This window comes from Acinetobacter sp. PC34, from assembly GCF_051789135.1.
GTDB classification, from domain to species: Bacteria; Pseudomonadota; Gammaproteobacteria; order Pseudomonadales; family Moraxellaceae; genus Acinetobacter; species Acinetobacter johnsonii.
In genome coordinates this window covers 2058850-2083890 of the sequence record NZ_CP196664.1, presented here as the reverse complement: position 1 = coordinate 2083890, position 25041 = coordinate 2058850, and the positions used below count along the sequence as shown (strand labels likewise).

The window sequence follows — 25041 nt, the reverse complement described above, 5'->3', positions numbered from 1 at the left end:
AGTCTGATATGACTAGCTCAAAACTTGCATTCACAGTAGAATATGCGCTCTCTTCAAGTCACATTGAGGTAGGTTGTCTAGACCTGCCCGTGGAGCCAAAAACAGCATGTTTATCGTTGCCGGTGCACCTGCACACTCTTCTTTTAAGCAAACACAACTTTTAACACGTCTATCGTCTATCAGTTCTGTTCAATCAATAGAAAGCCAATGGGTTTACCTTTTCGACCAAGCGCTCGACGAGCAACAACAGCAATCTGCTTTGCAGCTATTAAATGATGGCGCAACCTTCCAAGTTCGCGAAGCGACAAGTGATGAAGTTCAAGTCCTTGTGACGCCACGTGTAGGTACAATCTCGCCGTGGTCATCAAAGGCAACGGATATTTTTGCTAACTGTAATACCCCGATACACCGCTTAGAACGCGGTGTTTTGTTTACTTTAAAAGGTATTTCTGAAGTATCGGATGCAGTAAAACAAGTTTTACATGACCGTATGACTGAAAGTGTGTTCAATCAAATTGAAGACGCTGCTGCATTGTTCTCTGAAACGGCTCCAAAACCTTTAAATGCAATCGACATTTTAGGTCAGGGCAAAGATGCTTTAGTGAAGGCGAACTCTGAGTTTGGTTTTGCACTCTCTGATGAAGAAATTGATTATTTAGTTGCTGCTTTTAACAAGCTCGGTCGTAATCCGCACGATATCGAGCTGATGATGTTTGCTCAGGCAAACTCAGAGCACTGTCGTCATAAAATCTTTGGTTCTGAATGGACAATTGATGGTGAAAAACAGCCATTGTCATTGTTCCAAATGATTAAAAATACTTATAAAGAATCACCAACAGATGTATTGTCAGCATATAAAGACAATGCTTCGGTGATCGTTGGTTTTGATACTCAGCGTTTCTATCCAAAGAAAGATGAAGCGACTGGTCACCACGTTTATAAATACAAGAGTCAAGCCGCTCACATCCTCATGAAAGTGGAAACGCATAACCACCCAACAGCGATTGCGCCATTTGCGGGCGCTGCGACCGGTTCAGGCGGTGAAATCCGTGATGAAGGCGCAACAGGTCGTGGTGGTAAACCAAAAGCAGGTTTAACAGGCTTTACGGTTTCAAACTTAAATATTCCGGGCTTTGAACAGCCTTGGGAAGAAAACTACGGTAAACCATCTCGTATGGCATCTCCACTTCAAATTATGATTGAAGGGCCGTTGGGTGGTGCTGCGTTCAATAACGAGTTTGGTCGTCCTGCGTTAAACGGTTACTTCCGTACTTTTGAACAAAACGTGAATGGCGATGTGAAAGGCTTCCATAAGCCAATTATGATTGCGGGTGGTTACGGTAATATCCGTCCAGACCACGTGGAAAAAGATGCGATTCAACCAGGCGATTTATTGATCGTCCTTGGTGGCCCTGCAATGCTGATCGGTCTTGGTGGCGGTGCTGCATCTTCTGTAGACAGCGGTAAACTCGGTGAAAACTTAGATTTCGCTTCTGTACAACGTGAAAACCCTGAAATGGAACGTCGTTGCCAAGAAGTGATTGATGCATGCTGGCGTATGGAAGACTTCAACCCAATCGTGTCTGTGCATGACGTGGGTGCAGGTGGTGTTTCTAACGCAATGCCTGAGTTGGTGAATGACCACGAACTGGGTGCGATTCTTGATTTGCGTAAGATTCCATCGCTTGAGCCGGGCATGTCTCCAATGGAGATTTGGTCAAACGAAGCGCAAGAACGTTATGTTTTAGCTATTCGTCCAAGTTCTTTAAGCCTGTTTGAATCACTTTGTGCACGTGAACGTTGTCCGTTTGCAGTATTGGGTGAAGCGACTGAAGCACGTCACTTAACTGTTGAAGATCCATTGTTTGAAAACAAAGCCGTGGATATGCCAATGCAGGTCATGCTAGGTGGCACACCACGTATGAGTCGTTCGTATGAAACGATTGAACGTCAAGGTGACGACTTTGATGCATCTAAAGTCACAGATTTGAAAGATGCAATTTACCGTGTACTTAAAAATCCAACGGTTGCATCGAAATCATTTTTGATCACCATTGGTGACCGTTCAATTACAGGTATGGTTGCACGTGATCAGTTTGTAGGCCGTTGGCAGGTTCCTGTTGCAGATGCAGCAGTAACCACAACAAGCTTACAAGGCTATACAGGTGAAGCAATGGCGATGGGTGAACGTCCGCCTGTTGCCTTGTTAAATCCTGCGGCATCTGCGCGTTTATCGGTTGCAGAGTCGATTTCAAATATTATGTCTGCAAAAATCGACCAGATCAGTGACATTAAATTGTCTGCAAACTGGATGGCGGCGGCAGGGCAAAAAGGTGAAGACCAAGCTTTATTCGAAGGTGTAAAAGCCATCGGTATGGAAATGTGTCCTGCACTCGGTATTGCAATTCCAGTCGGTAAAGACTCATTGTCAATGCGTACGACTTGGAATGATGAAGGCGAAGACAAATCGGTGACTTCACCGATGTCAGGTGTAATCACAGCCTTTGCTCCTGTGACTGATGTACGTAAAACCTTAACGCCTGAATTGAAAAATGAAGAATCAGTACTTGTCCGTATCGATCTTTCTAAAGGTCAGTTCCGTTTAGGTGGCTCAATCCTTGCTCAGGTCTATAAAGCGATTGGTTCAGTGACACCTGATGTGGATAGTTTTGACGACTTCAAAGCTTTCTTTACATTGGTTCAAGACTGGAATAACCGCGGCTTAATTAAGGCTTACCACGACATCGGTGATGGTGGTTTGCTTGCAACTGTTGCGGAAATGATGTTTGCGGCACGTCTCGGTGTGGCTTTAGAAGATCAATCAACTGAAAGTCTATTTGCAGAAGAAATTGGTGCAGTGCTTCAAATCAGCGCGTCTGATTGGGCAACACTTGCAGAAGAAGTTGCGGCATCTACATTACGCGATGCAATTGCGGTTATTGGTACTGTAAATAATACAGATCAATTGACTGTAAATGGCTTAGTGCTTGAACGTGCAGACTTGCAAGTGGCGTGGACTGAAGTGTCACATCAGATTCAACGTCTACGTGATAACGTGGAAACAGCGGATCAAGAATTTGCATTGATCACGGACAAATCACATGCAGGTATTATTGCAAAACCTACATTTGATTTGAACGAGCCAATCGAAGCGCCGTACATCAACGAACGCCGTCCAAACATGGTGATCTTACGTGAACAAGGCGTAAACGGTCATGTTGAAATGGCTGCGGCATTCGACAAAGTTGGTTTCAATACTGTAGACGTGCACATGAGCGACTTGCTTGCAGGTCGTATCAGCCTAGATGACTTTGAAGGTCTTGTGGCATGTGGTGGTTTCTCTTACGGTGACGTAATGGGTGCTGGTGGTGGCTGGGCGAAATCAGTTTTGTTCAACCCAAAACTTCGTGACCAATTTGAAAAATTCTTCAATCGTGACGAAACGTTCTCTCTTGGTATTTGTAATGGCTGTCAAATGTTGTCGCAATTGGCGCCACTGATTCCGGGTGCTGAAGCTTGGCCGCGTTTCCACCGCAACACTTCTGAGATGTTTGAAGCGCGTGCAGTAAACGTTCGTGTTGAAAAATCGAACTCTGTATTGTTAGAAGGTATGGAAGGTTCAATCCTGCCGATCGCAGTTGCACATGGTGAAGGTCGTGTGGTAACAAGCGCGGATAACTTGGCTGCATTAAATGCAGGCAATCAAGTGATCTTGCGTTATGTCGATAGCCAAGGGAACCCGACTCAACACTATCCAATGAACCCGAATGGTTCACCAGAAGCGATTTCAGGTGTCACATCGAAAGATGGTCGTGCAACGATTATGATGCCGCACCCTGAACGTAACTTCCGTGCGGTACAGCATTCTTGGAAGCCTGAAGAGTGGACGGAAGATGGTGCATGGTTACGTATGTTCCGTAATGCACGTAAGTTCATTGGTTAATTTGAAGTCTGTGTTTTGAAAAGCCACCTTCGGGTGGCTTTTTTATTGAATTAATTTTTTTGTTTTTTGAATTTTTATTTCTCCCGTTGAAGTTGGTTTAGATTTTGCTTTTATATTTATGTGAAAGTGATATTGTGTAATAAGTGCACAAATATCATGCAAAATAGAAGAAAGATGGATTACTAAACAATTTCAGTATCAACACTTATGTATGAGGTGATGACATGATTAAAACAGTTACATACGAAGCAGTCGATAAGTCTGCGTTACGTAAAAAAGGATGGAAGTTGTTTGCTGTGATTTTGAGCTTGCAATTGATCTTTTTGATTTTGGGGTATATGTTGCAGATGTGATTTTGAGAATATAAAAAAACCGCCGAGAGGCGGTTTTTTATTGAATGTACTATTTATATAAAATAGACTGCATTTTTAGTTGGCGTAATTTTAAACAAAATTTATATCTATATGACTTTACTTTTCATGGGCGAAAAGTAACAAAAGCCCTTTGTTCGTCTGATGGGGCATCCTTGTTCACAGTTTGACGGGCGACATCTATGTCACAAGTCATGTGATTGAATTTAGCCTTTGAAAATGTTTTCATAAAAGTAGTAAAAGTCACTGGTCTTTTTAAATTGAGAAATTTGTGTTGAACCAGGATAAAGTTGTGACGGTACCTCAATTAAAAAACCAAAGTTTACTAATTCCATATTGGGATTTTTAATATCATATTCGAATTCAGGATCATCACGATTGGTTTCTATGGTGTAAATTTCCTCTATTAGGTAAATTAAATGGCTATTTAATCTAGTAATAATATATGTATATTTATCAAAAATTTGCTTTGAAATACTAAGGTTTTTAAACAGTACAGAAGCACGGCCTATCATTTTTGCTTGTTTTTCTAGGTAGGTTTGATCAAGTATTCCTAAAATTTCAATGCTTAATTCTAAATTGTCCTTGTCTTTAAAAAACTTTTCGATAAACCCAACATTTATATTTTCTGCTTCTTCAATAAAAGCTAATAATTGTTTTTGTTCTTTCAAAGTACGAAATTTAGTATAGCTTTCAATTGAACCTGTAATTAAAGATGCAAAAGGGATAGATTTAATTGTGTCTTCTAGCAGAGTATTGGCTGTTTTAAAGATAATTTCATCTGCTAAATTTTCAGTTGTTGTTAAAGCAAGTTCACGGGCAATATTTTTATTAGACATAGGTACAGTCGATCAATATGATTGATGTGATATTAATAAAATCTACATTAAAGCGCTATGCTCAAACTCATCTACTATGTCCCCGAATCTCATCTTGAATCCACCAAACTTGCGATTTTTGAAGCAGGAGCAGGTGGTATAGGGAATTATGAACACTGTGCATGGCAAGTTTTGGGCACAGGGCAGTTTAAACCTGTAAAAGACGCAAATCCGTTTATAGGTCAGTTAGATGCTTTGGAGCAAATTCCAGAGTGGCGGGTGGAAACCATTGTTCCAGAGGAAAAAGCTTCTGCTGTGACAAAGGCTTTAAAATTAAGTCATCCCTATGAAGAACCCGCTTTTGAGTTTATTCAAATCGTGGATATTTAATCTTAAAAGAAGTTTGTGGCGGAGTCTTAAGGTTTAATATTTAATTGAGACTTTAACCTTCGGTTCGACCTACTTTTCTTTCGGGAAAAGTAGGCAAAACCATTGTCATCAGCAAAACTCGACTGCTTTCATCATTTGATTAAATAAGTCGCAGAAACTCTATGATAGGTATTTAGGTTAGCTCGAACAGTTGCTGATGACCTTAACGCGTATCAAACTTTTGCAATCACTGTAATTAAGACAGCAGCTAAACCTTCTGAATAAATAACTCACGATCAAAACGATACTGCGGGAAAAACACACCGTCTTCTGCACGCTCACCTGCACCAATCACCATCACAGGGTATTGCTGATCATTTAGATTTAACAGTTTACGAACCAAAGGCTCATCAAAACCTTCCATCATACAACTATCGAAACCATAGGCACGTAAAGCTAGCACTAGATTCTCACATGCTAAAGCTGTGGTTTTACTTGCCCAAAGTTTTGCATCGGCTTGATTAAATGCAGTTACAGGCAGTTGTTTGTCTAAGCTACGTGCAATTTTGAAAGCCACTTTCTTAAAGTTACCCAGTGCATTTAAGTAACCTGTCTTATAGTTATAAGGAATGAACTTATAATATTTCTGTACAGTCGCAGGCGCTTCAGGAAAAGGGAACTCTGTAATGTTGCGTTTTGCCATTTCATCATTACGGTCTGTACGCGCGACACACACGATCAGTTCTGACGCAGTTTTTGCCGCAAGCTGATTTAGACAAGCTTTGACCAGCTGTTTTTTCTTAGTGGGATTCTGCACCACATAAAAAGTCCAAGGCTGTAAGTTAGATGAGTTTGGTGCAAGTAGGGCCAAATCTAAACAGTCATCAAGTACTTCAGTTGGAATTTCTTTCTTGGTAAATTTGCGAACCGAACGGCGGCTTTGGATGACTTTCTTAAAATTTTCAACATCGATACCTTGTGGTGCAGGCTCAAAGTAACGCTTTTTTTCTGTAGTGTTCGACATAAGTAGTTTTTCCGAATGGGTTCTTAAATATGTTGGGACGGAAAATAAAAAAACCACTGTGTAATATGCAACACAGTGGTTTTTAGTCATTCAACGATGAAGGATTAGTTGAACTGGGTGAAATCAGGTTTACGCTTTTGCATAAATGCTGATACGGCTTCCATCATTTCTGGAGAGCCGACACGATCCATGAAAATTTCAGCTTCATGATCAATCCAAGCCACAATTTCATTTACATTGTGTTTCATCAAAGCTTTAGACTGCACTAAAGAGGCTAAAGGTAAAGCAGACAATTGTGCCGCTTTTTTAGCTGCTGCTGCATAGACATCATCTTCAATACTGTTGACAAGGTTTGCAGCAACTGCAGTTGCACTGTCAAACTTCTGAGCGGTCAGCAGTAATTCAGCAGCTTTGTGATAACCTGCTTGTTCTACCAATAATTTGCTTGAAGCACCTTCTGGAGATAAACCAAGGCTTACAAATGGAATCTGGAATAGGGCAGTGTTGTCGCTATAAACCAAGTCACAATGTAACAGGATCGTTACCCCAATACCAATCGCCACACCACGTACAGCCGCAATCAACGGTTTAGAAAATTTTGCCGCAGATTTAAGTAAAATAAATGGAGGGCCTTCAGCCGCAGGTGCTTGACCTTTTTGCGCTGCAGATTTCATAAAATCTTGCATGTCGTTGCCTGCGGTAAAGTCCGCGTCTTCACCACGTAGAATGACAGCACGAACGCTATTGTCTAGATCTGCTTCATCTAAAGCTTTTGCGATCCATAAATAAAGTTCGCCATACAACGCATTCTTTGCTTCAGGACGGTGAATGGCTAATGTCAGTACGCCATTGTCTAATTTTGCATTCAAATGTTGATGAGGTTGTTGAATACAGCTCAGTGTCATCGTACTATCCTTGCTAGAAAGTTTGGTTTAATTTTATGGGCTCATTATGTCGCATAATTTTATGATCGACACAACTGACCAGTTCATAAAAAAGTAAAAGATTTATGCCATATACATTTGATTATCTCGTATTCATTGGTCGCTTCCAGCCATTTCACTTGGCACATATGCAAACCATCAAGATTGCTTTAGAGCAAAGTCAAAATGTCATTTTGGCTTTAGGCTCTGCGCAAAATGAACGAAATACGAAAAATCCATTTTTAGCATCTGAACGTGAAGAAATGATTTTATCGAACTTTTCAGAAGCACATCAAAAACGGATTCACTTTGTACATGTAATTGATGTTTATAATGATGTTAAATGGGTGCAATTGGTAAAAAAATTAGTGAATCATGTAGTCACACCTGAGGCGAAGGTTGGACTGATTGGCCATTTTAAAGATGATTCTTCGTATTATTTACAGCTTTTTCCTGAGTGGCAAATGGTTGAGCTCGATAGTCTACAAGACGCGATGTCTGCAACACCTGTTCGTGAGGCTTATTATCGAGGTGATATTTTAGAGCAGGCGTTTCCATTGGGAACCAGTGAGTTTTTACATAAATTCCAACAAAGTGAAATATATAAACAGTTACAACACAAATTTTTAACTCAGGACCCATCCAATTTAGACTAAGGTTCCCATTCGAATAAAAATATTTCGACGAGGATCGAGTTCAATGGATAGAAGACAACAGACGAAACAGATTGCAAGTCATACGGCCATTAAAAATGCTTTGCTGATTGCAGGTGTTACATTTGCATTCAGCACTCAAGTGCAGGCCCAGTCATGGACATTGACGCCTCAGAGTAATGTAGGCTTTGAAATTAAATCCTTAGGCGTGACCGTTGTAAGAGCTAAATTTAATCGGGTGCAATCCAGCATGCAGTTTGATGCCAAAGCACCACAGCATGCCTCAACGAATTTTGTCATGGATGTAAATAGCCTAAGCTTGAGTAAACCTTCATTGAAAAATATGATTTTGGGTGAAGATTTGTTTTATGCATCCAAGTACAAAACCGCTAACTTTAAAAGCACCAGTTTTAAAGATTTGGGTGGCGGTCAATATAATATTCTCGGAAACTTAACACTTCGCGGCATTACCAAGCCTGTTAGCTTTAGCACGACCTTAAAACCAAGTGCTAATAATGCTAATCTGCTAGATGTTCAGTCCTCAGCCGTGATTAACCGAAGTGACTTTGGCATGAAAAAAGCCATTGGAGGCGTAGGCGAAAAAGTGAATATTCAACTGTCAGGGCAGTGGAAAGTGCAATAGAGGCTTCATATCTTAAAGACCTACATTCAGGTCTTGTTTAATTCATCGCTGCGTGAGCCTGTTCAATCAAGAGATCTGTTAGCTGATTTAACTGCATCGACTGCTGTTTCCAATGATGCCAATACAAAGGCAAATCGATATTGAGTTGAGGATCTACCTCAACCAATGAGCCATCCTGCAAACGCGGTTTGGCTTGGTAATAGGGCAACCAACCATAGCCGAGTCCCATCGTAACCGCATCAAAAAATGCACTGGAAGATGGAATAAAGTGATGTGGATATTGAGTTGGATTGAGTCCAAACTTTTGTTGGATATACGCTGTATGGAGTTGATCTTTTGCATTAAAGATCAGTGCAGGGGCTGCACGTAGAGACTCTCGGTTGACACCTTGTTTAAACCATTGCTGCGCAAAAGTTGGCGTGGCGACAAAACGATAGTTCATATCGCCAATGTATTTGGCTACACAGCCTTTCATGGCTTGTGATTCATCTGTCACGCAGGCATTCACCAAACCGGCTTCAAGTAAGTGATGGGTTTGCGATTGATCATCGACCTGAAAATGCACCACGATCTTTTGTTCAATTAATGTTGACTGTAGCAATGGCAACAGCCATGTCGCTAAGGAGTCGGCATTGGTTGCAATGTTGATTTGATAAAAAGCAGAGGTGTTCATATGACCCGTGAGGTTCTGAATGAAACTTTGCTCTAACAGTCGGCTATGTTGCAAATAATGTAGCAGCGATTGACCTGCTTGTGTCGGGCGGCAAGGTCTTTCCCGCACAATTAATAAATGCCCCAAACTTTTTTCTAGGCTCTGTACGCGTAAAGTGACGGCAGAAGCAGTAATGCATAGCTGTTCGGCAGCAAGGTCAAAACTTCCCGTTTCTGCCACTGCTAAAAATGCGTCGCACTGTTTGTGATTCAGCATATCAAGGCTCGCTTTAAACTAAAAATATTTTAGTTATATTAATGTTTTCTAAATAATACTTAATTTAACTAAAAATGAAAGATAATCCTGACATCATCAATTAAGTTGAAAAGTCAAAATGTTAAGTACATATGTACAAGGGCTTGCAGTCGGGATGAGCCTCATTATTGCCATTGGGGCTCAAAATGCATTCGTGCTAAAACAGGGGCTCAAAAAGCAGTTCGTTTTTTGGGTATGTTTTGTCTGTGCACTGTCGGATTCGATTTTAATTGTCTTGGGCGTTTCTGGTTTTTCAAAAGTGCTTCAGCACTATCCTGAAATTATTCAGTTTGCCAAATGGGCGGGGGCACTTTTCCTATTTTGTTATGGATTCCAACATGCGCTGCAGGCATTCAAATCACAGCAGGGCTTGGAGGCAAGTTCCATTGAAAAGCATCATCTAGTGAATATTGTTTTGCTGTGTTTGGCGCTGACTTGGCTTAATCCGCATGTGTATTTGGATACGGTTATTTTACTGGGTTCTATTTCAACACAGTTTGAGCAACCTGCGTACTTTGCTCTAGGGGCTGTGTGTGCATCTTGGTTGTTTTTCTTTGCTTTGGGCTATGGTGCTCGTGTGCTTATCCCCATTTTTGCAAATCCGAAAGCGTGGAATGTGCTAGATGCGATTATTGCTTTAGTGATGTGGGGAATCGCCATTTCACTGCTTGTGAAATGAAAAGCGTGTGCAATAAAAAACTATAAATTAAAAAATCACAAAAAACAAAGCCCGCATCTGCGGGCTGATGTACATTAAGCCTGTAATGCTTTTAAGTCTTCTAAAACTTGTTCAGCATGTCCCGCAGCTTTTACCTTACGATACTCTTTAACCAGTTTACCGTTATAGAAAATAAAAGTTGAGCGCTCAATGCCCATCACTTTTTTACCATACATATTTTTTTCTTTAATCACATCAAAGTGTTTACACAGCACTTCTTCTTTGTCGCTAATTAAATTAATGGTTAAAGCCTGCTTTTCCGTAAAATTTTGGTGCGCTTTAACCGAGTCACGTGAAACACCAATGATCGTGGTTTGTATGGCATCAAACTGATCTTTTAAACATGAAAAACCAACAGCTTGAGTTGTGCAACCAGGCGTTGAATCTTTCGGGTAAAAATACACAATCAGCCACTCAGTCGGCACTTCAGTTAAGTTCACTTCACCCGTTGTGGCTGGAAAGTTCTGATTTGGAAGTTGGATGGTATCAGTCATGTTCTATCCTTAAATGTCACGGTGTTCTAATTCAAGTGGTAAAAAGGCATAATTTTCGTGATACAGAATATCACCTTTAACGACCGAAAGTGGATGTTTGAAAATCGGGCCATCAATCACCGTAGTGTGGAATTCACCCGCTTCGCCGCATGGATCAATACCTCTTGCAACCAGTTGATCGACATATTCAAGGCTAAGCACTTGACCTAAGTCTTCAACTGTCATGCCTAAGTTTAAGTTGACAGTAACGATGATGCTTTGAAATCCAAGTCGAATAAACTCATGCACAATGTCTAAACGCGGACGTTGCCACAGTGGCATACATAAGCTGAGCTCACTTTTATCGCAAACGGATTGATTCCATTCGGCATGTGCCATTAAATCAATATCACCTGTAACTAAGCTTTCTGCTCCAAGAGCTTGAGCTTTTCGTAACAGTTGAATGAACTGGTTTTCATAGTCTTGCCACGTCGCAGAGGCACTATAGATGGGAAGCCCAATTGCTTTGGCCTGCGCATGAATAATACCGAGGGACATTCCATGTGAGCGTGATTTCAGACCTTGCTCTTCTAACATGACAATTAATGCAACAGGTTCACCCATTTGCATCGCTTGGTATAAAGCAAGGCTGCTGTCTTTTCCACCACTATATGACGCAACAAATTTGCGATTTTGGGCGCGTGTGTTCCATTCGGTGAGCATATTTTCAGGTTCTATCTATTTTGAACATATAAAAAAGCCTGCATAGAGCAGGCTTCATTCACATTCAGTGAATTATTTTTTCGGAGCAGCTTTCATGGCTTCTTCAGTTAAAGATTTTAATTTACCTGTTAACTGTGGACCGAAACATGTTTGTAAGTCGTTATTTTGCTTTTGTACAAAAGCTAAAGTAGACGGGCTTTTCTTTTGGTTGATCGCACTTTGGATTTCCCATTTTTGTGCATTGGTCAACTTACCATCAGCTTCAACTGCACAAGTACAGTATTTGCTTACTTCTGCTGCGCTAAGCTTTTTGCTTTTTGCGGTTTCTTCTTTACAAACATTAATTAATGCCGATTTTACATTGCTGCTTTTATACGCTTCTTGTAATTTGTTCGATTCAGCAGCATTTGAAGCTGTAGCGAACAATGCAGCTGCAGACACCAATGTAGAAAGCAAAATGTTTGATTTTAAATTTTTCATAAACTGTACCTTGTCGTTACGGTATATAACGCGTTGGGTCTGTTACGCCAGCATCTGCAAAACCTTCTTTACGAAGACGGCAGCTGTCGCATTTCCCACAAGCACGTCCTTGGTCATCTGCTTGGTAGCAAGACACCGTTTGACTATAGTCTACGCCATGTTCTATACCTAAGCGAATAATATTTGCTTTGGATAAATGTAACAGAGGTGTTTCAAATTTAAGAGGTTTTCCTTCAACGCCAACCTTGGTTGCAAGGCGAGCCATGTTGGCAAATGCCTCAATAAATTCAGGTCGACAGTCAGGATACCCTGAATAATCAACAGCATTAATACCAATCACAATGGCTTCGGCATCTAAAACTTCTGCTGCTGCTAGGGCATAAGACAAGAAAATCGTGTTACGTGCTGGAACATAAGTTACAGGAATACCGTCTTGTTCATGATCTGGAACATCAATGCTATGGTCTGTTAACGCAGAACCGCCCAAATTACCTAAGTCGATATTAATGACACGATGTTCTACACCTGCTTTTTTCGCAAGTTCACGTGCAGCATCGAGCTCAGTGGTTGAGCGTTGACCATACATAAAGCTGAGCGCTGTACAGTCATACTGTGCTTGCGCCCATGCTAAACAAGTTGTTGAGTCTAAACCGCCAGATAACAAAACTATGGCACGAGGGCGCATACAAATTTCTCCAAATATAAATTAAAGATGAATAGGCAATGTATTAACGACCAGTTTCGTCATTCCAAAGCAACTTGTGGAGTTGGAGTTGGAAGCAAACAGGGAGATGGTCTTCTAATATCCATTGCGCTAAGTCACGTGCAAGTTGAGGTAAACGAGCAGCACCTTTCTCAACGGCAAAAGCAGGAGAGAACCATACTGTGCTGACTTTTTCATTGAGTTTATAGTCTTCAACTTGCTGTTTTGACCACTCATAATCCTCACGGTTACAAATTACAAATTTGATTTGGTCGTGCTGGGTTAAATGGTCGAGATTCGAAAGCAAATTTCGTGCAACTTCACCTGAAGTTGGGGTTTTCAAATCTAATACTTTTGAAACACGTGGGTCAACCTTAGACACATCTAAAGCGCCACTGGTTTCCAAAGAGACTTCACAGCCAAGGTCAGCAAGACGTTGCATTAGAGGTAATGCATTGGGCTGTGCAAGAGGTTCACCACCTGTCACGCAGACATAAGGAGTTTTAAAATCAAGTGTGGTTTGAATAATCTGATCTAAAGATTGACGTTCGCCACCTTCAAACGAGTAGGTCGTATCGCAGTAGGTACAACGTAGTGGACAACCCGTTAAACGAATAAAAACTGTTGGCAGTCCTGAGGTGTTGGCTTCTCCTTGCAAAGAATAAAAGATCTCCGTGATACGTAGACCCGCAGAAGGATCAGAAACAGGGATAGCAGAAGATCGAAGCGTATTCATAGCAAAATTAAACCACAGGTTAGAAAAACAAAAATCTCTACGGCTAGTCTTAACCGTAGAGATGAGGAACTTGAGTTCCGCACGACAACGAAAAATTATTCGTCGCGTAGTAAATCGTTCAAGCTCGTTTTAGAACGTGTTTGTGCATCTACTTTTTTCACGATGATTGCAGCATACAGGCTGTAAGTACCACATTTAGAAGGTAAGCTACCTGCAACTACAACAGAACCTGCTGGTACACGACCATAGTGAATTTCGCCAGTTGCACGGTCAAAAATCTTAGTCGATTGACCAATGAACACGCCCATAGAAATTACAGAACCTTCTTCTACGATCACGCCTTCTACGATTTCAGAACGTGCACCGATGAAGCAGTTGTCTTCAATAATCGTTGGGTTTGCTTGAAGTGGCTCAAGAACACCACCAATTCCTACACCACCAGATAAGTGAACGTTTTTACCAATTTGAGCACATGAACCAACAGTTGCCCATGTGTCAACCATGGTGCCTTCGTCAACATATGCACCAATGTTCACATAAGAAGGCATTAACACCACATTTTTCGCTTGGAAAGAACCTTTACGTGCAACCGCAGGAGGTACAACACGTACGCCAGCCGCTTTAAACTGTTCTTCAGTCCAACCTGTAAATTTGGTATCTACTTTGTCGTAGAATTGAAGGTCACATGACTCAATTGGTTTGTTGTCATTTAGTTTGAATGATAAAAGCACAGCTTTTTTCACCCATTGATGAACAACCCACTCACCATCAATTTTTTCAGCAACACGTAATGTCCCGTTATCTAAACCAGCAATGACTTCTTCAACTGCTGCACGAACTTCAGCAGGACAGTCCGCTGCTGTAAAATTCGCACGGTCTTCAAATGCTTGTTCAATAATTGTTGAAAGCTGAGACATGATCTTCCTTCCAGAAAAAAAATTTTCCTGATTTTACACTAAATTGTGCAGAGAATAGATGAAAAAACAGCATAGGATCGGAAATAATAATGAATGATTGGAAATAAGACTTTTAGAGCTGTTTGAGTAGAGGTGTTAAGTAAAGAATTACCATTTAAAACAACAAGAAAGTATAAAATGTATCAAAAAATAACAAAAACAGCCTAAATCTAGAATAAAAAATAGTCAGGGGGTGTTTTAAGATGGGCTCATCAAAAAATGGTAAATGATGTAAAAAAATCTTTAATTGGAGGAGAAAAAACATGAAATCATTACGTTTAGTTGCAATCGCAGCAGCAATGTCAGCAGTCGCAGGTACAGCTTTTGCTGATGATGCAGTCGTAAAAGATGGTTATGCTTTTGACCAAAATAAATTAATTCCTACTGGTGTTCGTGCTGAAGTCGGTACAACTGGTTATGGTGGTGCCTTGTTGTGGACAGCGAATCCATATGTTGGTTTAGCTTTAGGTTACAACGGTGGTGACATTTCATGGTCTGATGATTTATCTATCAATGGCTCAAAGTATGATATGGATATGGACAACAGCGTTGGTTATTTAAATGCTGAAATTCGTCCTTGGGGTGCAAGTACAAATCCATGGGCACAGGGTCTTTATGTTGCAGCTGGTATTGGTTATATTGATAATGAATATGAGCTAGATCGTCGTGTAAAAGCAGGTGAAGGTTTCTCTGTAAATCATACAGATTTTGTTGCTGGAGCGAACGGTGCACATATTAATGGTAAAATGAACTATAAAAATGATTTCGCTCCATACGTGGGTTTAGGTTGGGCTCCAAAGATTAACCAAAACTGGGGAGTGTTTGGTGAAGTGGGTGCATACTATACAGGTAATCCTGATGCTAACTTAACATTAGTTAGCGGTGGTGCAGAACCTAACCCAACGCGTGGTTCACTTGAAGATAACATTGCGGCTGATGAGGAAAAAATCCGTACAGATGATAAACATGAATGGATGCCAGTTGCAAAATTAGGTGTAAGTTATCACTGGTAATCAAAACATAAAAAACGAGCTTCGGCTCGTTTTTTTTTATCTGATTTTAGCTAAAGCCTTTAAAAGTGATGCGCAAATTTGAGTCCAAAGATCCATGCATCATTGTCATTCAGCGCTGAAAGTCCTGTAATGTTTGCCAGCGGATTTGAGTCGGAAGAAGTTTTGGACTTCTTAAAACGCAAATAATAAAGACCAGCCGCGATATCAAAATCAGTATTGTATGTGTACATGCTGCCTAGACCAATGCCTTGATAACCATCACTTGGGTTAAGGGTAGATGCAGGATTATTAATCCCAGAGTCCCAGAGCAGCTCCATAGTACTCAGCCATTTTTTATTCCATACGTGGGCTAAGCCGAGTTTTGCAGACCATTGGTTTTCATCGTACTGAATAAGTTTGACTTCTGTGGCTTCAGGGTAAAATATCGCAACATAATCGATCACAGCTTTAAATTTGGGTGGTTGAATGACAAAGTCTTGCCAATTTACCCAGCGTATTGTCCCGTACAAGATATTTTGATTGGGAAGTCCTGTCATGAAATCAAGGTTTACAGATTGTGGTGTTTTCACTTCCATCACATTGGGTGTATCTATGCCGACTTCGATAGACTCTGTTGTGGTGATTTCATGTTTAATCGCTGAGCGATAAGTCAAAGACGTTCTAAAATAATATTCAGGGATTTGATAACTAATACCTGCTAACCAGCCCAAGCTTTCATCTTGTTTAAACTCGGCATCATAGCCATCAAACACAGAATAGGCCTGACCTTTCGCTTTTAAAGAGCCTGCAAAACTTTGATAGCTTAAACCACCATAGATTTCCCATTGTGGGTTGATTTTGTAGCCTAAAAGCGAACTGAGATTATGACTTTCAAAGTCGATATCGGCAGATTCAACCTCATAACTTTCACCGTAAATTTTTGGGCGATAGCGATAATCGATGTCTACAGCAAAAGGCTGGTCATAAATGACAGCAAAGTTGAATTGAGGATTTAGTTGCAGTTTTAACGCAGCTCCCAGCATTACTTGTTTATTGCTTAAATTGCCTGTTGAAAAGTCAGTGATGCCAAACTGTTGCAGTATCTCTGTATGTTGAACTTGGCCAGAAACATCTGGATCAATATAAGCCAGAGAAATTTCTGCATAATTTCCATGTTCAAAAAAGGGTTGTATTGTTTGACCTGACAGTTCAAAAGCAGCAGCAAAACTTGATCCCGACGAATAGAAACATAAACAAAGTAATGGAGAGCCCAACAGATTTTTACTCACTGTTATTGCTCACTATTGTTTATATCAGTTGATCAAATAATACACTATACTCATTTAAAGTATATGATTTTAAAAATAAAAAAAGAGACTCTGAGGTCTCTTTTTAGAATAAAAGCGTTTTAGTCTTCAGGATAAGCTACTCTTTTCAGTGCTTTAATATCTGCATCTGGTGAGCACAGCGAGATAAATTCATAGCCATAGCCACGTAGGAGGTGACCTTTACGCACTGCAATCCATGTGGTATTGAGACCAAAAATATCAGTTGGAATTTGTTTTAAGCGATAGTCACGTTCAACGTCATAGGCCACATTATTGACAATACCAACACCCATATTCAGTTCAACATAGGTTTTAATCACATCGGCATCTAAAGCAGACATTACGATGTCGAAATCCACACCGGCATCTTCAAAGGCTTTGTCAATTTTTGAGCGACCTGTGAAACCGCCGTGGTAGGTAATCAGTGGATATTCCGCCAAGTCTACAATGCTAATATTTTGCTTGCTCGCCAGTGGGTGGCTTTGTGGGGTAATAATGCTGTGTTGCCAATTATAGAACGGTACACTGGCCAGATTGTCCTCAGTGGTGAGTGACTCAGTTGCAATACCAATATCAGCTTCACCTTGTAGAAGCATTTCGGTAATTTCAACAGGGCTAGCTTGTTGCAAAATAAGATGAACTTTTGGAAACTCTTTTTTGAATTGATTGACAATCGGGGGTAGCACGTAACGCGCTTGCGTATGTGTAGTTGCAATCGTCAAAGTACCTTCATCGACACGGTTAAAATCATCTGCAAGACGTTTAATATTGTCTGCATCGACCAACATGCGTTCAACAATACCCAATAGTGCTTGGCCAGGTTCAGTTAAACCTAGTAAGCGTTTCCCTTTACGAATAAAAAGCTGTACACCTAATTCATCTTCTAGGTCTTTGATGTGCTTACTCACCCCCGACTGAGAGGTATATAGTGCAGCAGAGGCTTCGGTGAGGTTGAAGTTTTGTCTCACCGTTTCTCGAATTATTCTGAGTTGTTGAAAGTTCATAGTTTTGGATCTCTTTTATGATGAATGAGGCATTTAACATGCCCCATTCAATTGGTCTTAAGCCGCAGGTTTTGCAAATAAATGCAAGTTTGATGGGCTTAACCATACCGTTTGATTCGGTCTAAATTGGTGTAATTTTGCTTCTTCAGAAGTTAGTGAGATTTCAATCAGTTTGCCTTGGCGATCATGGAGCTCGGCAACCACTTTGCCCGCGATCCATAATTCTCGTACGAACGTTGCTTGGATGGCATTGTCTTGCGGCTGTGCATGAATACGTAATTCATCTGGACGGGCAAAGGCAATCACGTCACCCGAAGGTGCATTGCGTAAAGAGTCTAATTGAATACGGTCTTCACCAATTTGGATTGTCCCTGCGTTGTTTTGACCTTCGAAACGGTTTGCTTGACCTAAGAAGTCAAACACAAACGGCGTTGCAGGCTTTTCATAAACCTCGCGGGGTGATCCAATTTGCTCAACATTCCCTTTATTCATCACAATGATTTGATCTGCGACTTCTAAAGCTTCTTCTTGGTCATGCGTTACAAAGATTGAGGTGATATGAAGTTCATCATGCAAAGTACGTAACCAACGACGGAGCTCTTTACGTACTTTTGCATCCAAAGCACCAAAAGGCTCATCTAGTAACAGTACACGTGGTTCAACCGCCAAAGCACGTGCCAGTGCAATACGTTGACGCTGACCGCCAGAAAGTTGCGCTGGGTAACGTTCTGCCAAGAACCCCAATTGGACTAAGTCCAGTAAACGCGTGACACGTTTTTTAATTTCAGCTTCAGATGGGCGTGTTGCACGTGGGCGAACGCGGAGACCAAAGGCGATATTGTCAAATACGGTCATATGGCGGAATAGGGCATAGTGCTGGAAAACAAAACCGACTTGACGTTCACGCACATGCACATCGGTTGCGTCCTGACCTTCTAAAATGACTTGTCCACGATCTGCCGATTCTAAACCCGCAATGATACGAAGTAGGGTGGTTTTACCACAGCCCGATGGCCCAAGTAATGCAACCAATTGACCATCAGGGAAATCGAGGGAAATGTTGTTCAGCGCATGGAATGCACCAAAGTGTTTTTCAATATTTTTAACTTGAATACTCATGAGGTCATTCCTTTAAACTGTTGAATCATTATGTTTGTTTTGCTTTTCTTGACGAATCTCAACCCATGTTTTTAAAACAAGAGTCACAATCGCTAAAAGCGCCAAGAGTGAAGAGACAGCAAAAGCCGCACTGAAGGTATATTCGTTATAGAGAATTTCGACATGCAGAGGCAAGGTATTGGTTTCACCACGAATATGACCTGAAACGACCGATACCGCACCAAACTCACCCATGGCACGTGCATTACACAGAATGACGCCGTAAATTAAACCCCATTTGATGTTGGGTAGGGTTACTTTCCAGAAGGTTTGCCAGCCTGATGCACCGAGTACAATCGCAGCTTCTTCCTCTTCAGTTCCTTGGGCTTCCATGAGCGGAATAAGTTCACGTGCAACAAAAGGAACGGTGATAAAGATTGTTGCTAATACAATGGCAGGAACGGCATACAGAATTTTGATGTCATTATCCATCAGCCAACTACCGAACCAACCTTGCGTACCAAAAATCAGTACCAGCATTAAGCCCGCGATAACAGGGGATACTGAAAATGGCATATCAATAATCGTGGTCAAGATGGATTTGCCACGGAAGTTAAATTTGGCCACACACCAAGCGGCTGCAACACCAAATACGACATTCAGTGGGACTGCAATCACCGCGGTTAATAAAGTGAGTTTGACTGCGGAGAGAGTGTCTGGATGAACCAAGGCTTGTGCATAGACGCCAACCCCTTGTTTAAAGGCCTCAACGAACACCAAAATCAGCGGTAAGATCAAACAGCTTAAAAAGAACAGTAGAGCAATCGTAATCAGGGTGTAGCGAACCCAAGTTGGCTCACGTGTTGCATCACGCGATTGTAACTTTTCAGCAAGCGCATTACTGTTGATATTCATCGTGCTGTTCTCCCTGTACGACGGCTTGCCCATGCTTGTAACAAGTTAATCAGGAATAAAATGGCAAAAGACAGCACCAACATGACGACTGCAATTGTGGTTGCACCCGCATAATCATATTCTTCTAAGCGTGAAATAATCATGAGCGGCGCAATTTCTGTTTTAAACGGTTGGTTCCCTGCAATAAAGATCACTGAACCGTATTCACCGACGCCACGTGCAAAGGCAAGTGCAAAACCTGTGATGAGTGCTGGAAATAAAATCGGCAAAATCACTTTGGTCACGATCTGTAAACGGTTGGCACCTAATGCTGATGCTGCTTCTTCTAACTCTGTTTCCAAGTCACTGAGAACAGGTTGCACAGTCCGCACTACAAAAGGAATACCAATAAAAATCAGTGCCAATGTAATACCAATTGGGGTATAGGCCACTTGAATCCCTAAAGGCTCAAGATACTGACCGATCCAACCTGTAGGCGCATAAAGTGAGGTGAGTGCAATACCTGCAACAGCGGTGGGTAAGGCAAACGGCAAGTCGACCAAGGCATCTACAATGCGTTTACCCGGAAAACGATAGCGAACCAAACACCATGCTAGAAGGAGACCAAAAACCACATTAATAAACGCGGCGATCAGGGCTGTACTAAAACTGAGCTGCAAAGATTTTAAAATACGTTCTGAACTTAAAATTTCCCATAAACCATCCCAACCTATGCCTAAAGATTTAATAAAAACAGCGGACAACGGAATAAGAACGATTAATGACAAATATGCTAGGGTAAAGCCTAGAGAAAGACCAAATCCTGGCAGCACTCGGGATCGCTGCGACATGATTACTCCTCAAAGAGAGAAAGCTGACCTAAAAAGAGTCAGCTCAAATAAAACTGAATTTCGGCACAAGTATCATTTGCAGTGTTAAATTGCAAATTTAAATAAATACTTGCTTTCATTGTGAAAACTAATGTTTTTTAGCACATTTTCTGAAATCAAAAAATCATAAATTTCAGGGAATGGCCCAAAACCTGACGCAACATTAATATGTCCGACTTGGCCCAAGTTCTTAGGCCTAATTTTCCATGCTTTTGCCAGTTGCAGCGCATCTTGAAAATTGAGCCAAGGATCATTTTCACTGATGATCATTTGGGTAGGAACTTGTAGCTTGAGTTGGTGGAAATATTGTTGATAGTCATTTTGGCTATCACGAGCAAAACCAGCATCACCAAAGCGAGCAGGGTTGGCCGGTGCAACCAGAACTAAATTTTTAATGTTTTGATTTAGTTCAGGATGCTGTGCTAAAGCAGCGACTGTCGTTAGACAGCCAAAGCTATGCGCCACAATTTGAATCGGTTCCTGAATGGATTGAACTGTTTTGATAAATTGTTCAATCCATTCATGGAGTATGGGTTTATTCCAATCCTGCTGCTGCACACGAGAGCACGACTTGAGCTGACGTTGTAACCATGATTGCCAGTGGTCATGTTCACTCCCACCCACGCCTGGTACAATTACAGTATGAATCATGTCGATGCTCCCTTACAGCTATTTACTGGACTCGGTTTTATTTCGTCGTATTGGCTTTCACAATTTGGTCAAATACACCACCATTTTCAAAGTGCTGTTTTTGTACCTTGCTCCAACCACCAAATTCTTTATCAATGGTCACCAACTTCAACGGTTTGAATGTGGCTGCATATTTTTTCAAGACAGTTGCATTACGTGGGCGATAGAAGTTTTTCGCTGCAATTTCTTGTCCTGCAGGTGAATACAAATAGTTGAGATATGCTTTCGCCAGATTCAGATTGCCGTCTTTTTCCGCATTTTTTTCAACAATGGCAACGGGTGGTTCTGCCAAAATAGATAGCGAAGGCGTCACGATCTCAAACTTACCCGGTTGTTCACGAATTGCTAAGTGTGCTTCGTTTTCCCATGCTAAGAGAACATCACCGATACCGCGCTCAGCAAAGGTTGTGGTTGCGCCACGTGCACCTGAATCCAGCACTTTGGTATTTTTATAAATTTTACGCACGAATTCTTGTGCTTTGGCATCGTTACCCGCAGGTTGATGTTTCGCCCAAGCCCAAGCTGCTAAGTAGTTCCAGCGTGCACCACCTGATGTTTTTGGATTTGGTGTAATAATGCCAACACCCGGCTTAACGAGGTCGCCCCAGTCTTTAATACCTTGTGGATTTCCTTTACGGACGAGGAACACGATAGTTGAAGTATATGGTGTCGAGTTATTGGGTAATTTCTTTTGCCAGTTTGTCGGTAAAAGTTTCGCTTTTTCAGCAATTACATCGATATCTGCTGCAAGAGCAAGTGTCACAACATCTGCACCTAAACCATCAATGACCGAACGGGCTTGTTTACCCGAGCCGCCGTGAGATTGTTTGAAGTTAATGTCTTGTCCTGTGCGTTGTTTCCAATAAGCGCCAAACTGTTTGTTGACATCTTCATACAGTTCGCGTGTTGGATCATACGACACGTTAAGGAAATCTTTTGCTGCAACACCAAAAGATGTGACTGAAACTAGCGCCGCTAGTACCCCAATTTTTAACTTAGATAAGCTCATGTGAAACCTCAAATTTTAAACGTTTTTAAACATGAGGCAAGAATACTGTGAGTCTTATTGCTAAAAAAATAATAAAAAATGAATTTTATATGAATAAAAAAGAAAAAGAGTTCAGCTTAGAATTCATTAAACTAAAGCAGAAAATTGTTTCAGGGTAGATTGGCATGCATTGCTATAAAAATGCACAAGAAGTCAAACAAATAGAATTATTAGATCGTGCATTTCACTATGGAGATGGCTGTTTTAGTACAGCGCGTATCCGTGAGGGTGTGATTGAGCTAGAGTCTCTACACATAGCACGCTTGAAATTGGCCTGTGAAAGACTGTTGTTGTCAGCAGATTTAGCCTTTATTCAGCGCAGCATCGTGCAATTAAAACAAACCTATGAACACTTAAACGGAACGCTGAAAATTATTATTAGTCGGGGTGAAGGGCAGCGCGGTTATAGTTTGCCAGCACATCCTGCTGACGTTTGGGTATTTTTCTATCCGCAAGCATCAGAGGTTTTGACATACAGCGAAATTGATTCAGGGGTACTGCAACATGCGATGGGGTTAAGTATGCCGCAAATGGTGGGTGTGAAAAGCTTAAACCGTTTAGAGCAAGTCTTACTCAAGCATGAAGCAGAACAGCACGGTTTGTTGGAAGCTTTGGTCACAGATGTGCAAGGTTCTGTCGTTGAAGGTGTGAGTAGTAATTGTTTCATTCTGCTAAATGATCGATGGATTAGTCCCGAACTTCGTTATAATGGCGTACATGGTGTCATGCGTGCCGAAATATTGGCACGGATGCAGCAACAAGGAATGAGCTGTGAGCTGAGAATGATTGATATGGAAGAAATTCCACGCTTTCAAAGTTTATTTTTCTGCAATGCCTTGAGTCCTATGAAAATAGCCAAAAGTCTGAATCATCAGCACTTAGATGTTCAGCCGTGTATAGATTTGTTCCATCGTCTTCAACTTAATCAGATGCAGTAGTATGTCCGCAGCCAAAACCAAATCGAAAAAGAAAACGCAACCACCCCAACGAAAAATGAAAGGGGTGTTATTGATTGCTGTGAGCATCATTGTTTTATTGATGATTGTACTGTGGTCGAGTTTATTTAAGTCCTATCCTGTTGAGGGTAAAAAGCAGTTATTGGCAATTAACTCTGGCGATACCTATTCCGGTTTTATTGACCGCTTAGCCAAAGAAGACATGGCTAGTTTTCCTATTATTTTAAAGCTTTACCAAAAAATATTTATTCATGACACCTTGAAAGCCGGTGTTTATGAAGTGCGTGAAGGTATGAGTATTCGCCAAGTTTTGGATATGATTTCCAATGTCGATAATGCCGAGATGAATCGTATATTGGTGATTGAGGGGACGACCTTTAAACAGCTGATCGAGGCGTTGAAAAAGGATGCATTGGTTAAAAAGGAAGTCTCCAATTTACCCATGGATCAGCTTTTAAAAGCATTAGATATTCCGTATACGCATGCTGAAGGGCTTTTTGCTCCCGATACTTACTTCTTCGCCAAAGGTGAGTCAGACAAAAAAATCTTAACGGATTTATACAAACGCCAAATGAAAGCTTTAGATGAAGCGTGGGCAAACCGTGCGGCAAATTTGCCGTATAAAGACAAATACGAAGCCCTGATCATGGCCTCTATCATTGAAAAAGAAACCAATGTTGACCGCGAACTGGAGCAAGTTTCAGGTGTGTTTGCGCGTCGTCTTCAACTCGGCATGCGTTTGCAAACGGATCCGACCGTGATTTATGGCATGGGCGATAAATATACAGGCAATATTACCCGCCAAGACTTGCGTACTCCAACAGCCTATAATACTTATACCATCAATGGTTTACCTCCTACGCCAATTGCTTTACCAAGTAAAAAAGCCATTGAAGCTACCATGCACCCAGATAACAGTAAAAACATCTACTTTGTTGCAACGGGCAATGGTGGACACACATTTAGTGAGACTTTAGAGCAGCACAATCAAGCTGTAAAAGAATATCTCAGCGTTTTAAAAACCAAGAAGGATGAATAGATGTTTATTAGTTTTGAGGGCACAGAAGGTGTCGGTAAAACCACACTGATTCGCAAAATTTATGAGCATCTAGAACAACAAGGTCAGCAGGTTGTTTTAACGCGTGAGCCAGGTGGTACACCAATGGCTGAGCAAATTCGCTCGCTATTATTGTCAGTCAATCATGAAGAGTCGATGTCGAATGATACCGAACTGCTGCTGATGTACGCGGCTCGTGCACAGCACTTACAACAACTGATCGTGCCTGCTTTAACGAAACATAAAACCGTATTGTGTGACCGTTTTACCGATGCCAGCTTTGCTTACCAATGTGCAGGACGTGGTTTAAGCCAGTCGAAGCTGCAACTTCTGAATGAAAACTTTGTCAGCCATATGCCAAATATTACATTTTGGCTCGATGCCCCGATTGAGACAGGCATGTCTCGTGCGCGGGAAAGGGGGGCTTTGGACCGTTTTGAACAAGAAAAAGCCACTTTCTTTGAAAAAGTTAGAGCAGGTTATCAGCAGTTATGGGAACAATATCCTGAGCGGGTTAAACGTTTGGATGCGACCCAGTCACCAGAGCAGGTTTTTGCACAAGCGTTGCAATATTTAAACTAAAA

General features: G+C 41.3%; 27 protein-coding genes. 10 read left to right on the top strand and 17 right to left on the bottom strand.

From position 1 onward, the window contains the following. Nucleotides 1-106: 106 nt before the first annotated feature. On the top strand, nucleotides 107-3943 hold the full coding sequence (gene purL / locus ACSC9N_RS10195) for a phosphoribosylformylglycinamidine synthase (RefSeq protein WP_010326417.1): 3837 nt from the start codon (nucleotides 107-109) through the stop codon (nucleotides 3941-3943). Nucleotides 3944-4167: 224 nt separating this feature from the next. After that, a complete protein-coding gene (locus ACSC9N_RS10190) occupies nucleotides 4168-4296 on the top strand; it encodes a KGW motif small protein (protein WP_252716368.1) in 129 nt (42 codons plus the stop codon). Between the two features lie 224 nt (nucleotides 4297-4520). Here ACSC9N_RS10190 and ACSC9N_RS10185 read toward each other — a convergent pair whose 3' ends face one another. Continuing rightward, on the bottom strand, nucleotides 4521-5153 hold the full coding sequence (locus tag ACSC9N_RS10185; protein ID WP_010326418.1) for a hypothetical protein: 633 nt from the start codon (nucleotides 5151-5153) through the stop codon (nucleotides 4521-4523). Nucleotides 5154-5210: 57 nt separating this feature from the next. On the opposite strand from ACSC9N_RS10185, the gene ACSC9N_RS10180 reads away from it, so the two are divergent. Next, complete coding sequence (locus ACSC9N_RS10180; RefSeq protein ID WP_010326419.1) at nucleotides 5211-5522, top strand: NIF3 1; 312 nt, start codon at nucleotides 5211-5213, stop codon at nucleotides 5520-5522. Nucleotides 5523-5769: 247 nt separating this feature from the next. On the opposite strand, the gene ACSC9N_RS10175 is transcribed toward ACSC9N_RS10180, so the two are convergent. Then, on the bottom strand, nucleotides 5770-6525 hold the full coding sequence (locus ACSC9N_RS10175; protein ID WP_062034674.1) for a nitroreductase family protein: 756 nt from the start codon (nucleotides 6523-6525) through the stop codon (nucleotides 5770-5772). A gap of 104 nt (nucleotides 6526-6629) precedes the next feature. Beyond that, nucleotides 6630-7430, bottom strand: a complete 801-nt coding sequence (locus ACSC9N_RS10170) for an enoyl-CoA hydratase-related protein (RefSeq protein WP_004693847.1) — start codon at nucleotides 7428-7430, stop codon at nucleotides 6630-6632. Between the two features lie 104 nt (nucleotides 7431-7534). Here ACSC9N_RS10170 and ACSC9N_RS10165 point away from each other — a divergent pair, with 104 nt between their 5' ends. Together ACSC9N_RS10165 and ACSC9N_RS10160 are read left to right on the top strand one after the other, a co-directional pair. Further along, nucleotides 7535-8104 (top strand): nicotinate-nicotinamide nucleotide adenylyltransferase, encoded by a 570-nt coding sequence (locus ACSC9N_RS10165; protein ID WP_010326421.1) that lies wholly within the window; start codon nucleotides 7535-7537, stop codon nucleotides 8102-8104. Nucleotides 8105-8147: 43 nt separating this feature from the next. Further along, on the top strand, nucleotides 8148-8744 hold the full coding sequence (locus ACSC9N_RS10160) for a YceI family protein (RefSeq protein ID WP_010326422.1): 597 nt from the start codon (nucleotides 8148-8150) through the stop codon (nucleotides 8742-8744). A 37-nt stretch (nucleotides 8745-8781) separates the two neighbouring features. On the opposite strand, the gene ACSC9N_RS10155 is transcribed toward ACSC9N_RS10160, so the two are convergent. Next, a complete protein-coding gene (locus tag ACSC9N_RS10155; protein ID WP_010326423.1) occupies nucleotides 8782-9672 on the bottom strand; it encodes a LysR family transcriptional regulator ArgP in 891 nt (296 codons plus the stop codon). A 118-nt stretch (nucleotides 9673-9790) separates the two neighbouring features. On the opposite strand from ACSC9N_RS10155, the gene ACSC9N_RS10150 reads away from it, so the two are divergent. Next, nucleotides 9791-10390, top strand: a complete 600-nt coding sequence (locus tag ACSC9N_RS10150) for a LysE/ArgO family amino acid transporter (RefSeq protein WP_010326424.1) — start codon at nucleotides 9791-9793, stop codon at nucleotides 10388-10390. A gap of 74 nt (nucleotides 10391-10464) precedes the next feature. Here ACSC9N_RS10150 and ACSC9N_RS10145 read toward each other — a convergent pair whose 3' ends face one another. From ACSC9N_RS10145 to dapD, 6 genes are all read right to left on the bottom strand, one after another. After that, nucleotides 10465-10923, bottom strand: coding sequence for a peroxiredoxin (locus ACSC9N_RS10145; RefSeq protein ID WP_010326425.1), 459 nt, complete (start codon nucleotides 10921-10923; stop codon nucleotides 10465-10467). Nucleotides 10924-10932: 9 nt separating this feature from the next. Further along, entirely contained in the window at nucleotides 10933-11625 is a 693-nt protein-coding gene (locus ACSC9N_RS10140) for a diphthine--ammonia ligase (RefSeq protein WP_010326426.1), read from the bottom strand. Between the two features lie 72 nt (nucleotides 11626-11697). Further along, nucleotides 11698-12105, bottom strand: a complete 408-nt coding sequence (locus ACSC9N_RS10135; protein ID WP_004980581.1) for a hypothetical protein — start codon at nucleotides 12103-12105, stop codon at nucleotides 11698-11700. 16 nt (nucleotides 12106-12121) lie between these two features. Next, nucleotides 12122-12790 (bottom strand): 7-cyano-7-deazaguanine synthase QueC, encoded by a 669-nt coding sequence (gene queC / locus ACSC9N_RS10130; RefSeq protein ID WP_010326427.1) that lies wholly within the window; start codon nucleotides 12788-12790, stop codon nucleotides 12122-12124. Nucleotides 12791-12833: 43 nt separating this feature from the next. Continuing rightward, nucleotides 12834-13544 (bottom strand): 7-carboxy-7-deazaguanine synthase QueE, encoded by a 711-nt coding sequence (gene queE / locus ACSC9N_RS10125; protein ID WP_005399705.1) that lies wholly within the window; start codon nucleotides 13542-13544, stop codon nucleotides 12834-12836. Between the two features lie 95 nt (nucleotides 13545-13639). Further along, the gene (gene dapD, locus ACSC9N_RS10120; protein ID WP_004693827.1) at nucleotides 13640-14461 is read right to left on the bottom strand and encodes a 2,3,4,5-tetrahydropyridine-2,6-dicarboxylate N-succinyltransferase; all 822 of its coding nucleotides are present in this window, start codon (nucleotides 14459-14461) and stop codon (nucleotides 13640-13642) included. A gap of 302 nt (nucleotides 14462-14763) precedes the next feature. Here dapD and carO point away from each other — a divergent pair, with 302 nt between their 5' ends. Beyond that, nucleotides 14764-15513, top strand: a complete 750-nt coding sequence (carO, locus tag ACSC9N_RS10115) for an ornithine uptake porin CarO (protein WP_010326428.1) — start codon at nucleotides 14764-14766, stop codon at nucleotides 15511-15513. Nucleotides 15514-15572: 59 nt separating this feature from the next. On the opposite strand, the gene ACSC9N_RS10110 is transcribed toward carO, so the two are convergent. The 7 genes from ACSC9N_RS10110 to ACSC9N_RS10080 form a co-directional block, all read right to left on the bottom strand. Beyond that, the gene (locus tag ACSC9N_RS10110) at nucleotides 15573-16781 is read right to left on the bottom strand and encodes an OmpP1/FadL family transporter (RefSeq protein WP_010326429.1); all 1209 of its coding nucleotides are present in this window, start codon (nucleotides 16779-16781) and stop codon (nucleotides 15573-15575) included. Between the two features lie 119 nt (nucleotides 16782-16900). Then, a complete protein-coding gene (locus tag ACSC9N_RS10105; protein WP_010326430.1) occupies nucleotides 16901-17824 on the bottom strand; it encodes a CysB family HTH-type transcriptional regulator in 924 nt (307 codons plus the stop codon). A gap of 57 nt (nucleotides 17825-17881) precedes the next feature. Beyond that, nucleotides 17882-18943, bottom strand: a complete 1062-nt coding sequence (locus ACSC9N_RS10100) for a sulfate/molybdate ABC transporter ATP-binding protein (protein WP_010326431.1) — start codon at nucleotides 18941-18943, stop codon at nucleotides 17882-17884. 12 nt (nucleotides 18944-18955) lie between these two features. Further along, nucleotides 18956-19837 (bottom strand): sulfate ABC transporter permease subunit CysW, encoded by an 882-nt coding sequence (cysW, locus tag ACSC9N_RS10095; protein WP_004693818.1) that lies wholly within the window; start codon nucleotides 19835-19837, stop codon nucleotides 18956-18958. Further along, nucleotides 19834-20667: a sulfate ABC transporter permease subunit CysT gene (gene cysT, locus ACSC9N_RS10090; protein WP_004693816.1), complete on the bottom strand. Its 834-nt coding sequence runs from the start codon at nucleotides 20665-20667 to the stop codon at nucleotides 19834-19836. Before cysT ends, cysW begins: the two co-directional genes overlap by 4 nt. Nucleotides 20668-20751: 84 nt before the next feature. Next, nucleotides 20752-21357 carry an RBBP9/YdeN family alpha/beta hydrolase gene (locus ACSC9N_RS10085; RefSeq protein ID WP_010326432.1) on the bottom strand — a complete coding sequence of 202 codons (606 nt, stop codon included), beginning with the start codon at nucleotides 21355-21357 and terminating at the stop codon, nucleotides 20752-20754. A 37-nt stretch (nucleotides 21358-21394) separates the two neighbouring features. Further along, a complete protein-coding gene (locus ACSC9N_RS10080; RefSeq protein ID WP_010326433.1) occupies nucleotides 21395-22405 on the bottom strand; it encodes a sulfate ABC transporter substrate-binding protein in 1011 nt (336 codons plus the stop codon). 164 nt (nucleotides 22406-22569) lie between these two features. Here ACSC9N_RS10080 and pabC point away from each other — a divergent pair, with 164 nt between their 5' ends. From pabC to tmk, 3 genes are read left to right on the top strand one after another with little or no spacing between them, the layout of a single operon-like run. After that, nucleotides 22570-23382: an aminodeoxychorismate lyase gene (gene pabC, locus ACSC9N_RS10075; RefSeq protein ID WP_439036031.1), complete on the top strand. Its 813-nt coding sequence runs from the start codon at nucleotides 22570-22572 to the stop codon at nucleotides 23380-23382. Between the two features lie 55 nt (nucleotides 23383-23437). Beyond that, nucleotides 23438-24439, top strand: coding sequence for an endolytic transglycosylase MltG (mltG, locus tag ACSC9N_RS10070; RefSeq protein WP_371746436.1), 1002 nt, complete (start codon nucleotides 23438-23440; stop codon nucleotides 24437-24439). Continuing rightward, complete coding sequence (gene tmk / locus ACSC9N_RS10065; RefSeq protein ID WP_010326436.1) at nucleotides 24440-25039, top strand: dTMP kinase; 600 nt, start codon at nucleotides 24440-24442, stop codon at nucleotides 25037-25039. Nucleotides 25040-25041: the final 2 nt, after the last annotated feature.